The organism is Phocaeicola sp. GP0067 (assembly GCF_031119655.1).
Taxonomy (GTDB): domain Bacteria; phylum Bacteroidota; class Bacteroidia; order Bacteroidales; family Bacteroidaceae; genus Phocaeicola; species Phocaeicola vulgatus.
On sequence record NZ_JAVHZY010000044.1, the window covers coordinates 1 to 12,524 of the forward strand.

Consider the following 12,524-nt stretch of genomic DNA (forward strand, 5'->3'; position numbering starts at 1 on the left):
TAGAATATGCTGGTAATTAAAGATTTACACTCGGATATTTCTGATTAGTTTTGGTTGTTCTATGGTTATAAATACATAGAATTTCTGTACTCCTTGCTTTTTTATAATTTCTTTGATGTCATCTATACAGATACGCTCACAACTGTCAGAAAGCTGTTCAAAATAATCATCGGGCAATATAAAAAAGGAATTTTCCCTATCCTTGTCATTATTGCTTTGTTGAGTAAGGCTGTTTATGTCCTTCTCTCTTTGAGAATAATAGACACCTAATTCAGTTACTCCTTTTTTTCCGTCTGGTGATTCTTTCTTCATTTCCATAGTTTCTGGAAAGACATTAGATATAGGATAATTATCGGGCATCACTAGTTTTTTGCCACTTTCCAATTCTACGAGTTTAATAATCTTTTCTACTTGGGCAAATAAGTTTCTGTTGTTGTTAAGTTCATTAGAATATTTGGAATGATATTTTGCATAAATAGAACTTAGCCACCAAAGCTTACGAAAAGTAGTTATATAGTTTTGAGATATATTGTCCAGAATCCATTGGCTGCTTATTCTATTAGATGAGGTGATTTTATCTAAGGTGACAGCCAGACATGTCGCTAATGGATTATCTTTTTGTTTTATTATAGCACTATAGGACAAATTTTCATCCTTTGTAATGAAACTTTTGATTTCGCCTTTGAAACATAAAGCATTAAATAACGTAAAGCAGGGATTAACTGAAGAAGTATTGGTATAAAACAATTCAACGAATGGCTCTGTAACCAAACAGAGAAGATAACCTGAGATGTGTTCCTGTAGTAAATATCCGAAAATACAATCATTGGGATATAATCTTTCCTCTCCAAAATTGATTGAATCCTCATCTTTAAACAACTTCTTTTTTAGCAAACTGGATGATTTATCGATTAGCCCTAATTCACACTCTCTTATCAGTGCTGTTATCTCATCAAGTATTTCTAATCCTGCAAGTGAGATCTTATGAGTGCTATTTGTTAATTCATTGCGACATTTCAAAAAATAGTTGATTGAATTTGCTACTGATTTTGCAGATAATTTAACATGATAGGCTAAAAGGATAGCAATTTCTAAAAACAAGGCAATGTCCATGTTTTGAGTCTCAACATTATCCTGTAAAAACGATATTATTTTTTTCAATAAAGGATATTTAGCGAAAAAAGATAAGTCACGAACAGAACATTTGGTATAATTGAGAATATTCAGCTCTCTTTGGAATTTTCTCTTCGGAGCTTCAAATTCCAAATATTTATTTTTTCTTGTCTCAGTTGATAAATTCCATGCAGGAAACTCTCCTATAATGTTAGTAAGGTTAATCATATAACTCATGCAGTTCTGTTTTTTATATGAAAAATTAGTTTATACAAAGAGAAAGAATAATTCTAAACCAATTGTATAATTAATAATCTCTAGTTAAAATTGAAGAAACGTTATGATTTTCTGCATTCTCTTATTCCCATTTTCTTTTTTTTCGTCCTTTTTCCTCTTTTTCTGGTTATTCTTTCTATATAAACCATTGGTACACAGTTCATCATATCTTCATTCCAATATGCTTTCTTGTGGAGGGTATTAACATAGAACATATCCTTGAGAGTAAAAATAATGCCATCCAGTCCCTGCTCTTTGAATTGTTCTATCTTTTTTTTCTTGTCAGTATCATGGATAGTTTTGATCGTCACCTTTTTCCAAAAGGATGTTGCCTTACCTTCCCACGGTTCGATATAAATATCCGTAATGTATCTGTGGGTGATTTTTCTCATGGTTTCTATATCTGTCCCATTTTTCAAGGTTTCATAGGACTGATTGAGAGAATCAATCATATCATCAAAGGTAATGTCCGCTTGAATCTGTTTCTCCATGTTTAATATTGCAGCTTCATACTTTCTTATATTACCTTGCTCTACCTTTATTATATCATTTTGCTTTTGGGCCAGTTCTTCATATTTCTCTTTTGTGAAGCGGCCATGGACAAAATAATTCTCGTCAAGATCGGAACGTCTCTGCATGGTCGATTCCAATACTTCACGTGAATGGGCTATCTTCTGATTGTAAACCTGTATTTCTTTCTCATAGTTTTCTTTGGCATTATTCCGTTTATTGATCATATCCTCATGTAATTCCTGTAAAGCTACATACCATGCCAATGACTCAATCATATTAATATTGATGTCTGGAGAATGGGATAATCCTTTTTCTACGGCATTATGTTTTACCCTACATGAATATGTTGCATCCATGAGATTAACTGAATATGACGCACCACAAGAACAACGGATTAAAGGTGTCAATAGGTGAGGCGTTTTTGCTTTGGGGCGAGTTCTATTTTCTTCTCTTTTCTTACGGCATTTCTCCCATGTATCATCATCTATAATCTGAGGGTAGATATTGTTACTAGTCCTTATGCCACGATAAATCGGATTCTTTAGTAAACCATACATTTCTGCTTTTACATTGGTAATAGATAGGTTTTTAAAATAACCTCTGGACTTTAATTCTTTTCCTAATTCTGCCAAGCTGTATTCGCCGGAAATATACATGTCAAAGATAAGGCGGACCAATTTGGAATCCTCTTCATCAATTTCCCAATAACCATCTTCGGAAACTTTATAACCTAGTTTTATTTTTCCACCCATATATTTACCTTTATTATAGCCTTCTTTTTTAGCTCTGGAAAAACGGGCAATCTTATTCCTCATTTCAGATTCTGCAAGTTGGGCATATAGGGTGAAGATTGTTTCGGCACCTTCATCAATAGTCCTGTCATCTTTGAGTAGTCTAATTCTAGGCTCTTTGATGATTAGTTGGATTCCCTTGGTAGTAAGATATTCAAGGATACTGAATAATATTTTTTTTCTTCTGGCTATACGTGAGATTTCCCAAGCGAATACACAGTCATATTCACCTGTTTCAAGCAGCTCTTTCATACGGTTGAGACCAAATCTTTCCTCCTCATCCAATTTTATAGCACTTTCTTTAGTAGCTATTGAAGAAATGTTCTTATCTTTATACCCATAGAAATGAGCCAAGTCATATAGCTCATTTTCCTGTTCTTCATAGGATTGGGCTTCTGTAGAAACTCTGACTAGTAATATACATTTCATAGTGAAAGAATATATTATTGGTTACGGATACAAATATAGAAAAAAAAATATTCACCACCAAATCGTATATTTATGTTACTTGCGAAATTGTATGATGGGGACTACGGAAAGGCCGGATGGCAATCAGTGAACTGTCTTTTCCTAATTTTCCTGCTACTGAATGTATTTTAGTCGTTTCCAGACTTTCACCCAATGAAAGGGGAGGGAGAATGCTTGGCATACACTTTGCCATCATGGACTTCCCACTTCCGGGTGAACCGATCATAATCAGGTTGTGTCCTCCGGACGCGGCTACTTCCAATGCGCGTTTTACACTTTCTTGTCCTTTCACATCAGCAAAATCGTATGGAAAGCTACTTTGGTGTTCATAGAATTCCTCCCGTGTATTGACGATGCTAGGCTCCAGATTGCGTTCATTATTGAAAAATTCGATGACCTCTTTGATATTTTCTACGCCATATACTTTCAGGTTGTTTACTACAGCAGCTTCCCGCGCATTTTGTTTGGGAAGTATGAAGCCTTCAAAACCTTGCTCGCGGGCACTGATAGCTATGGAGAGGGCTCCTTTGACTGGTTGAAGGCTTCCATCCAGGCTAAGTTCTCCGATAATAAGATAACGTGAAAGTTTTTCTTCCGATACGATTTGGGTAGCGGCCAATATTCCGATTGCTAGCGGAAGGTCGTATGCAGACCCCTCCTTGCGTATGTCGGCAGGGGCCATATTCACTACAATTTGACAAGTGGGGAATTTATATCCGTTTACCTGTAAGGCGGAAATAATACGTTCATGACTTTCTTTCACGGCCGAGTCCGGCAGACCGACAAGGAAGAATTTTATACCTCGTGAACTATTTACTTCAATAGTTACAATGGTAGCGTCGATACCTTGAACGGCTGCTCCATAGACTTTTACCAGCATTCTTTTATTTTTTATTTTGTCTCTTTCGAGCACGTTCTGCCTCTTTGGCGGCTTTTTCTTTCTCTTTATCTTGTTCTGTCAGCTGTCTCACTTTGTCTATCAGTTCTTTGCCCCGTATATCTTGTGTGATGACCCGCTTGTCAGGACCTATCAGTATATTGGCAGGAATCCGGGTTATGCCTTGTTGCTTGACAATGGAATTGTTCCAGCCTTTGAAATCGCAAACTTGTTTCCATTGCGTGGTATCTCTTTGAATGATTTTCTCCATCCATTCCTTTTTATCCAGATCAAGGGAGAGGCTGATAATAACAAACTTGTCTTTTTTCAATGCCTTTTGTACGGATACTAAAGAATCTTGTGTGGCAATGCTTTCTTTGTTCCAGCTTGCCCAAAAATCCAAAAGGACATATTTCCCTTTTACACTGTTCCAGTTGACGGTCTTTCCTTTTTTATCCGTGCACGAGATGTTGGAAACGTAGCGATGTTCTGTCAGTTCTTTTTTCTCACTTAATTTATTCTGGAGTTCTATAATATAAGGTGTGTCTTTTATAATACCGCTTAGTCCTTTTATCAGCTGATCTATGTGGTTGTAATCAGGAAGCGAGTCCTGTACGTAATATTTGTCTATCAGATAGATATTGCTGTACGAGCTTGGGTTGGTTTTAATCAACGAATCCACAGCAGTCATAACAGCTGCCTTGTTATTTTCTAAGGTGCTAAGGTACTGGATATGTTTTGCCAGTTGTGCGTTTTCTCCCTTTCCTTTAACCTCTATCTTTCCGGCCATTCCGTTTAGGGTAACACTTTCTCCTTTATCAGCATATATCGGTAAGATTTGTTTTTCTCCCAATAGTAATGAGAAGATAGTAAATGTGTCAGGGGTAATGGTGTAAGTGAATTTACCTTTTGAGAGGAGTATGGTATCCAGCTTGTAATCGGGTTCTTGATAAAATACTAATATAGTGTCTGAAGGAAGTCCTTTAATGCTTCCTTCCAAGGTGAATGTATTTTTCTTGCCGCAGCCGCTTGCCAGCACAACAAGAGTGAAAAGAAAGAATAGTAATTTTTTCATTTCAAGATATTTTTTGCGAAAATACGCATTTTGTGGCTAAAGGCAGGTATAAATGAAGGTTATTTTACATAAAAAGACCGGAAGCTTCATCACGAAGCCTCCGGTTTCAGTCATAATCATCTAAAAAACTAGACAAGATGATATCTAGTTATATTATTTGATAGCATCAGCGTATTTAGCGAACTCGCGATCGTTAGCAGCTTTTTCAGCCATTGAAGGATCTTTTGCGATTGCGCTCTTGATGCTGCTGCTTACCAATGAAGCATTGTTTGTGCGAGCACCAACGATAGCCATCAAGTAGTCAGTCATTGCATCCGGATTCTTGATTGCAGACAAAGTAGCTTTTGCTTTGTTATAGTCTTTAGCCAAAATCTGAGCTTGAGCGGCACTGTTAGTCTTAGCGTCACCGAATGAGTTGACAGCTCTGTCATACTGGCCTTGTTTGATATATAAGTTACCCAAAGCTTCGCCGGCAGCGTTAGCACCTGTAGCTTTGCCTAAGTAAGTTTCGGCAGCTGCAACATTGCCCTTAACCAATTCGCAAAGACCAAGGTTAGCGTTTACTTCAGGAGCGTTAGCGTTCTTAGAAGCAGCTTGTTTGAAGTAGCTTTCTGCTTTAGCAGCATCACCGGCAGCGAATGCCAATTCACCCAAGTTATTATAAGCACGGAAATCGTTCGGATAAAGTTGAGTTGTCTTGGTGAAGATAGCTTCTTTGCGAGCGTTGTCGTTAGTCAGTGTAGCAGCGTACAATAATTCTTCTACACTCAATACTTTAGGATCAGAGTTGAATGCTTCGTTGATTTCGTCATCGCTACGACCGATGATGTCATAGTTGGCAGTTAAACGGGCACGACGCAACTGAGGCAGGATTTCGTCAGCCAAAGTTTTGTATACAGAAGAGATATTCTTGATTTCAGCTTCTCTTTGTTCAGGATCATTGTACATAGAAAGAACACGTAAGATCAAATCTTTATCCTGCAAGTTTGATTTAGATACCAGTTCTTGGAAGCCTTCCCAGTCTTGTGCAGTGTATTTTGCATCCAGGTTAGTATCAATCTTGCCCTTCTTCAACTGGCGTTCCATATATTTTTCTGTGTTTGCTTCACGGTTTTCAGCCAAACCGGTGTTCAGTTCCACACCACCATCAGGTGAAGCGTATGCAGAAATTTCGATGTTGTTCAGTTTGTAGTTCTTTGTGTCGGCATTAATTTCAGCCACTTTCTTATGGAATTCTTTGATATCGTCAGAATTCAATTCGCTGTTGCGCAAGTTGGCTTGCTGGATCAAGAACATGATGTTGGCAGTCTGAGCATCTTTAATAATGCGTTGGAAAGCATCGTTAGCGTATGATGCGTTGGAGCTGGCAGCAGTAGGCAGTTCAGAAGTCGCGATAACGCCATCAGCGATTTTCACAGAAGGAATAGTGTATGATTTCTTTCCTTTTGTAATCTTGAAATCAAGATAAAGTTCAGAGTTTGCCATTTCGGGAACGTAGTCGAAAGAAGCTTTCATCGTGTAGCTGCCACCTGCCTTGTAAGCGATAGTCTGATTGTTTCCTTCTACTTTTTCTCCTTGGAATACAGCGGGCTGGCCTTTAGCTTCGCCGCCTTTCCATCTCAGAACGGGGGTAACTTCAACAGTTGCGTTCTTCTTGAAATACTTTTCGGGGAATTTACCATTAATTGTCACAGGCACTTTACCACCGATTGCTTCAAGCACTTCAGGGTTAGTTGTGAAATAGTCAGAAGACAATTCTCCCATCTTGCCGCATGATGATAAGGCAAGGACCAATAAAGCCACTAAGGGCAAATACAACTTTTTAATCATAGTTACTTATTAATTTAACGTTTGTAATGTAAAATTCGCTATAGTACGTTTTTGTGCGTCTCTTTGGGGACAAAGATAGGAAAAACTCTATTATATGCTAGCTTCTTAGCCTGCTTTTTTTTCAATTTATCTTAAAATATTTTAGAATATAGAACCTTTATTATCTTTTTCTCTGAATTTGATGTTACGGGGGTGATGTTCTATGATTTCACTGCGTAGCATATTACGGTCTATATGTGTATAAATTTCTGTTGTCCCGATACTTTCATGTCCCAGCATACACTGTATGGCACGCAAGTTGGCGCCTCCTTCCAGCAAATGTGTTGCAAAAGAATGGCGGAAAGTGTGAGGACTGATTTTTTTTTTCAGACCTATCCGGGCTGCCAGTTCTTTGATGATATGGAAAACCATGATGCGGGAGATGTTCTTCCCGAAATTGCTGATAAAGACAAAGTCTTCAAATCCCGGCTTTATTTTCATCAGGTTACGGTCGGTGAAGTAGAGCCTGATTTCCTTGATGGCGCGCGGTGAAATAGGAACCAGCCGCTGTTTGCTTCCTTTTCCTTCCACTTTGATGAAGCCTTCTTCAAAATAAAGTTCGGATAATTTCAGGTTGCAGAGTTCGGAAACGCGGAGCCCGCAACTGTAAAGCGTTTCCAGTATGGCCCTGTTGCGCTGTCCCTCTTTGGTGCTGCGGTCTATGCTTCCTATCAGCAGGTCTATCTCTTCTACAGTCATTACTTCGGGCAGTTTGAAACCTGTCTGGGGGGATTCCAGCAATTCTGTCGGGTCGGCTTTCAGGTAATCTTCCATAATGAGGAAACGGTAGAAAGAGCGGATGCCCGACAAGATACGTGCCTGCGAACGGGGGTGGATGCCGATATCATGTAATCCGGCCGAGAAATCTTCCAGATTTTCAAGCCGGACATCCAGAATGTTGATGTTTTCTAATGTAAGATAAGCCAGTAACTTGTCCAGGTCAGTAAGATAAGCATCTACCGTATTGTCAGATAACGATTTCTCCAACTTTAAATATTGTTTGTATTTCACCAATATCTTGTCTGTTTTCTCGGTTCTTTTCATTTCTTTTTTCTACCTTTGTACCCAAATTCCCTGCAAAGGTAGAAAAAGTTCAGATATAGTATAAATATGAAAATACAAATTATTAATGGACCTAATATCAATTTATTAGGCAAACGGGAACCTTCCATTTATGGCGCTGTTTCATTTGAAGACTATCTGGTGGAATTGCGCCGTACTTATCCGGACATTGAAATAGCGTATTATCAGTCGAATGTGGAAGGTGAGATGATCAACAAAATACACGAAGTGGGTTTTGATTATGACGGCATCGTGTTGAATGCAGGGGCTTATACGCATACTTCCATTGCTTTGCAGGATGCTATCCGCGCCGTGACAGCTCCCGTGGTTGAGGTGCACATCTCGAATGTACATACCCGTGAGGAGTTTCGCCATAAGTCGATGATTTCCTGTGCTTGTGCGGGAGTGATTTGTGGGTTCGGGCTTCATTCATATCGTTTGGCGATTGAGGCTTTGTTAATGAGAAAATAAAACGTTTAGGTATAATATAAGGTGATAAGATTATGATGTTGAAACAAACAAAAATCGTAGCGTCCATCTCAGATCAGCGTTGCGAGGTAGAGTTTATAAGAGATCTTTTCAAGGCCGGTATGAATGTGGTCCGTATGAATACGGCTCACGCTTCGCGTGAAGGTTTTGAAAAATTGATAACCAATGTACGTGAGGTTTCCAACCGTATTGCCATATTGATGGACACAAAAGGGCCCGAAGTGCGTACTACTGCTATTGCGGGCGGCGAGCCTATTCCTTATCAGATTGGTGACAAAGTGAAGATTGTAGGCAATCCTGCACAAGAAACGACCCGTGAATGTATTGCTGTATCTTATCCCGGTTTTGTGCATGATCTCCAGGTGGATGGCGATATTCTGATTGATGATGGTGATCTGGAGCTGCGTGTGATTGAGAAGACAGACGAGTATTTGTTGTGTGAGGTGCAGAATGAAGCTACTTTGGGTAACCGTAAGAGTGTAAATGTACCGGGTGTGCGCATCAATCTTCCTTCTTTGACAGAAAAGGACCGTAACAATATACTGTATGCTATTGAAAAGGACATTGATTTCATAGCACATTCGTTTGTTCGTAATAAGCAGGATGTGCTGGATATCCGTCAGATACTGGATGCATACGGCAGCGACATTAAGATTATCGCCAAGATCGAAAATCAGGAAGGAGTGGACAATATTGATGAAATATTGGAAGTGGCCGACGGAGTCATGGTGGCTCGTGGTGACTTGGGCATTGAGGTTCCTCAGGAACGAATTCCCGGCATTCAGCGTCTGTTGATCAAAAAATGTATTCTGGCAAAGAAACCGGTGATTGTTGCTACCCAGATGTTGCATACCATGATTAATAATCCGCGTCCTACCCGTGCTGAAGTGACCGATATTGCCAATGCTATTTACTACCGCACGGATGCATTGATGCTGAGTGGGGAAACGGCATACGGCAAGTATCCGGTGGAAGCCGTGAAGACGATGGCCAAGATTGCAGCGCAGGCCGAGAAAGATAAACTGGCCGAGAATGACATCCGTATTCCTTTGGATGAAAACTCCAATGATGTAACCGCTTTCCTGGCAAAACAGGCAGTAAAGGCTACCAGCAAACTGAATATCCGCGCCATTATTACCGACAGTTTCAGCGGGCGTACCGCACGTAATATTGCTGCTTTCCGTGGCAAATATCCTGTATTGGCCATCTGTTATAAAGAAAAAACGATGCGTCATCTGGCTTTGTCATATGGGGTGGAAGCTATCTATATGCCCGAAAAGGCTAACGGACAGGCATATTATTTCGCTGCTTTGCGTAAATTGCTGGATGATGGTGTCTTGAGTGAAAGCGACATGGTGGCTTACCTGAGCAGCGGCAAGCAAGGTACTCAGACTTCTTTCCTTGAAATCAATGTAGTGGGAGATGTGTTGAAGTATGCTATGGACTATGTGCTGCCCAACCGCAACCGTTACCTATAATAATAGAAGATAGGAATGAAAGAAACGGACGCTATTGACGAATATATCCTTCAGCACATTGATGAAGAAAGTGATTATCTGAAGGCACTTTATCGCGATACGCACGTCAAGCTTTTACGTCCCCGTATGGCTTCCGGCCACTTGCAGGGGCGTATGCTGAAAATGTTTGTGCAAATGATACGCCCCCGTCAGGTGCTGGAAATCGGGACTTACAGTGGCTACTCCGCACTTTGCCTGGCCGAAGGGTTGGAAGAGGGGGCCACGTTGCACACATTTGAGATAAACGATGAGCAGGAGGACTTTACACGTCCCTGGCTGGAAGGTTCGCCTTACGCTGGCAAGATTAAATTTTATATAGGTGATGCGCTGAAGTTGCTGCCTGGCATGAACATTACCTTTGATTTGGCGTTTGTAGACGGTGATAAGCGGAAGTATATTGAATATTACGAAATGGTACTGGAGAAATTATCACCCGGCGGATACATCATTGCCGATAACACATTGTGGGACGGACATGTATTGGAGGAACCGCATCATACAGATCTTCAGACTATTGGAATAAAGAAATTTAATGATTTGGTAGCTGCCGACAAACGGGTTGAAAAGGTGATTCTTCCCTTGCGCGACGGGCTGACAATCATAAGAAAATGTTGAATAATGTGCCGATAGGTTATGCTATGAACCGTATGGCATATTAACAAATTAGCAAACTGAATAATTATTAATTATGGAAACGACCAGACAAAATAAGATTTCTCGTTTGATCCAAAAGGAGTTGAGTGAGATTTTCCTGCTTCAGACCAAGTCCATGAATGGTGTTTTGGTGTCGGTAAGTGCTGTCCGCATCAGTCCCGATATGAGTATTGCACGTGTCTATCTCAGCGTGTTCCCTTCTGAGAGGAGCCAGGAAATAGTAAAGAATATCAATGATAATATGAAATCCATCCGTTATGAGTTAGGAACACGGGTACGCCATCAGTTGCGCATCATTCCCGAGTTGAAATTCTTTGTGGATGATTCATTGGATTATGCCGAACGTATAGACGAATTGTTGAAAAAGTAGAACCGGACGGTGAATTTTCCCTTTTATATAGCGAAGCGTTATCTTTTTTCCAAGAAGTCGCACAATGCCATTAATGTCATTTCAGCCATTTCCGTCTGCGGAGTGGCTTTGGCTACATTGGCATTGGTATGTACTTTGTCTGTTTTTAACGGCTTCCAGGATCTGGTGGCTACTTTCTTTACGGCTTTTGATCCGGAGCTGAAAATTACGGCTGTCACCGGAAAGGTCTTTGACGGACAGGAAGCGCGTATAGAAGCTTTGCGCCGGATGCCGGAGATCGCTGTTTTTTCTGAGTCCTTGGAAGAGAATGCGATGGTTCAGTATAAGGGCCGTCAGACTATGGCGGTGATCAAGGGAATTGAGGATAATTTCGAGGATCTGACCGCTATTGACAGTATTCTTTTCGGCCGGGGGCAATTCGTGTTGCATGATGAAGTGGTGGATTATGCCATTCCCGGCATAGAATTGGTTTCCATCTTGGGAACGGGTATCAAATTCCTCGATCCGCTAGAGATTTATGCTCCCAAACGGGGAGCTAAAGTCAATATGGCCAATCCAGCTTCCAGCTTTAACTCTGCCGATTTATATTCCAGCGGCCTTGTGTTTGCGGTGAACCAACAGAAGTATGACTCTTCTTACATTTTGACTTCCCTCCAATTTGCCCGTAGGTTGTTCCAGTATGACACAGAAGTGAGTTCGGTAGAATTGAAATTGAAGCCGGATGCAGATGTAGGGAGTGTAAAATCGAAGATACAGAAAATATTGGGAGATGGTTTCCGGGTGCAGGACCGGTATGAGCAGCAAGCGGATACTTTCCGCATTATGGAGATAGAGAAGCTGATATCTTATATTTTCCTTACCTTTATCCTGATGATAGCTTGCTTTAATGTAATAGGCTCCTTGTCCATGCTGATTATAGATAAGAAGGCAGATGTAGTGACATTGCGCAATTTGGGGGCCAGCGACAAGCTGATCACGCGTATATTCCTGTTCGAGGGGCGTATGATTTCACTGATAGGTGCGGTGGTTGGTGTGATACTGGGGCTGATCCTTTGCTTTATCCAGCAGGAATTCGGATTGCTTTCGCTGGGAGGTGGTAATTCCGGCGGTAATTTTGTGGTGGATGCTTATCCCGTCAGTGTCCATGTATGGGATATTGTTATAGTCTTTGCCACTGTGCTGGTGGTGGGCTTTCTTTCCGTGTGGTATCCCGTGCGCTATCTCAGCCGCAGGTTGCTGGGCAGGTAATTTATTTATTATTGTTGATACGGCTGATGTTTGTCGGTTTGTACGGTACGGCTTGGCTGCTTTCTTTGTTTTTATTCTTTTCGTCTTTTGGCCTTATGGCTTTATCTGGTTAAGTCTTTTCTTCTTTGTGGTTAACCTTGTTTTACCTTATGGTTAAGCTCTTTTTTATGGCTGTGTACTATAGTCTCTTGCGGTGGTTTGT

The 12,524-nt window shown here is 40.5% G+C and carries 10 protein-coding genes and 1 pseudogene; 5 read left to right on the forward strand and 6 right to left on the reverse strand.

The genetic code is table 11. The features are described from left to right. Positions 1–24 precede the first annotated feature (24 nt). The 6 genes and pseudogenes from RE317_RS20080 to xerD all read right to left on the reverse strand — a co-directional run bounded on the left by RE317_RS20080 (position 25) and on the right by xerD (position 8,026). Positions 25–1,350 carry a hypothetical protein gene (locus RE317_RS20080; RefSeq protein WP_303266284.1) on the reverse strand — a complete coding sequence of 442 codons (1,326 nt, stop codon included), beginning with the start codon at positions 1,348–1,350 and terminating at the stop codon, positions 25–27. Positions 1,351–1,451: 101 nt separating this feature from the next. Then, the gene (locus RE317_RS20085) at positions 1,452–3,122 is read right to left on the reverse strand and encodes a recombinase family protein (RefSeq protein WP_117696978.1); all 1,671 of its coding nucleotides are present in this window, start codon (positions 3,120–3,122) and stop codon (positions 1,452–1,454) included. A 76-nt stretch (positions 3,123–3,198) separates the two neighbouring features. Continuing rightward, positions 3,199–4,041, reverse strand: a pseudogene (locus RE317_RS20090) (YifB family Mg chelatase-like AAA ATPase); the annotation flags it as partial. A gap of 4 nt (positions 4,042–4,045) precedes the next feature. Next, on the reverse strand, positions 4,046–5,113 hold the full coding sequence (locus RE317_RS20095; protein WP_005844472.1) for a thioredoxin-like domain-containing protein: 1,068 nt from the start codon (positions 5,111–5,113) through the stop codon (positions 4,046–4,048). 153 nt (positions 5,114–5,266) lie between these two features. After that, positions 5,267–6,943: a tetratricopeptide repeat protein gene (locus RE317_RS20100; protein ID WP_005844474.1), complete on the reverse strand. Its 1,677-nt coding sequence runs from the start codon at positions 6,941–6,943 to the stop codon at positions 5,267–5,269. Between the two features lie 141 nt (positions 6,944–7,084). Then, complete coding sequence (gene xerD, locus RE317_RS20105; protein ID WP_005844476.1) at positions 7,085–8,026, reverse strand: site-specific tyrosine recombinase XerD; 942 nt, start codon at positions 8,024–8,026, stop codon at positions 7,085–7,087. Positions 8,027–8,092: 66 nt separating this feature from the next. Here xerD and aroQ point away from each other — a divergent pair, with 66 nt between their 5' ends. From aroQ to RE317_RS20130, 5 genes are all read left to right on the forward strand, one after another. Continuing rightward, positions 8,093–8,515, forward strand: a complete 423-nt coding sequence (gene aroQ, locus RE317_RS20110; RefSeq protein ID WP_005844479.1) for a type II 3-dehydroquinate dehydratase — start codon at positions 8,093–8,095, stop codon at positions 8,513–8,515. 32 nt (positions 8,516–8,547) lie between these two features. Further along, on the forward strand, positions 8,548–10,011 hold the full coding sequence (gene pyk / locus RE317_RS20115; protein WP_005850571.1) for a pyruvate kinase: 1,464 nt from the start codon (positions 8,548–8,550) through the stop codon (positions 10,009–10,011). A gap of 15 nt (positions 10,012–10,026) precedes the next feature. Then, a complete protein-coding gene (locus tag RE317_RS20120) occupies positions 10,027–10,665 on the forward strand; it encodes an O-methyltransferase (RefSeq protein WP_005844483.1) in 639 nt (212 codons plus the stop codon). Positions 10,666–10,738: 73 nt separating this feature from the next. Then, positions 10,739–11,074: a 30S ribosome-binding factor RbfA gene (rbfA, locus tag RE317_RS20125; protein WP_005844486.1), complete on the forward strand. Its 336-nt coding sequence runs from the start codon at positions 10,739–10,741 to the stop codon at positions 11,072–11,074. A gap of 9 nt (positions 11,075–11,083) precedes the next feature. Further along, entirely contained in the window at positions 11,084–12,322 is a 1,239-nt protein-coding gene (locus RE317_RS20130; RefSeq protein WP_005844488.1) for an FtsX-like permease family protein, read from the forward strand. Positions 12,323–12,524: the final 202 nt, after the last annotated feature.

Excerpts from the sequence above, each read along its gene's own strand:
- pyk (WP_005850571.1), top strand. The coding sequence starts at position 8,548 with ATGATGTTGAAACAAACAAAAATCGTAGCGTCCATCTCAGATCAGCGT.
- RE317_RS20100 (WP_005844474.1), bottom strand. The coding sequence starts at position 6,943 with ATGATTAAAAAGTTGTATTTGCCCTTAGTGGCTTTATTGGTCCTTGCC.
- RE317_RS20080 (WP_303266284.1), bottom strand. The coding sequence starts at position 1,350 with ATGAGTTATATGATTAACCTTACTAACATTATAGGAGAGTTTCCTGCA.
- RE317_RS20085 (WP_117696978.1), bottom strand. The coding sequence starts at position 3,122 with ATGAAATGTATATTACTAGTCAGAGTTTCTACAGAAGCCCAATCCTAT.
- RE317_RS20095 (WP_005844472.1), bottom strand. The coding sequence starts at position 5,113 with ATGAAAAAATTACTATTCTTTCTTTTCACTCTTGTTGTGCTGGCAAGC.
- xerD (WP_005844476.1), bottom strand. The coding sequence starts at position 8,026 with ATGAAAAGAACCGAGAAAACAGACAAGATATTGGTGAAATACAAACAA.
- RE317_RS20120 (WP_005844483.1), top strand. The coding sequence starts at position 10,027 with ATGAAAGAAACGGACGCTATTGACGAATATATCCTTCAGCACATTGAT.
- rbfA (WP_005844486.1), top strand. The coding sequence starts at position 10,739 with ATGGAAACGACCAGACAAAATAAGATTTCTCGTTTGATCCAAAAGGAG.
- aroQ (WP_005844479.1), top strand. The coding sequence starts at position 8,093 with ATGAAAATACAAATTATTAATGGACCTAATATCAATTTATTAGGCAAA.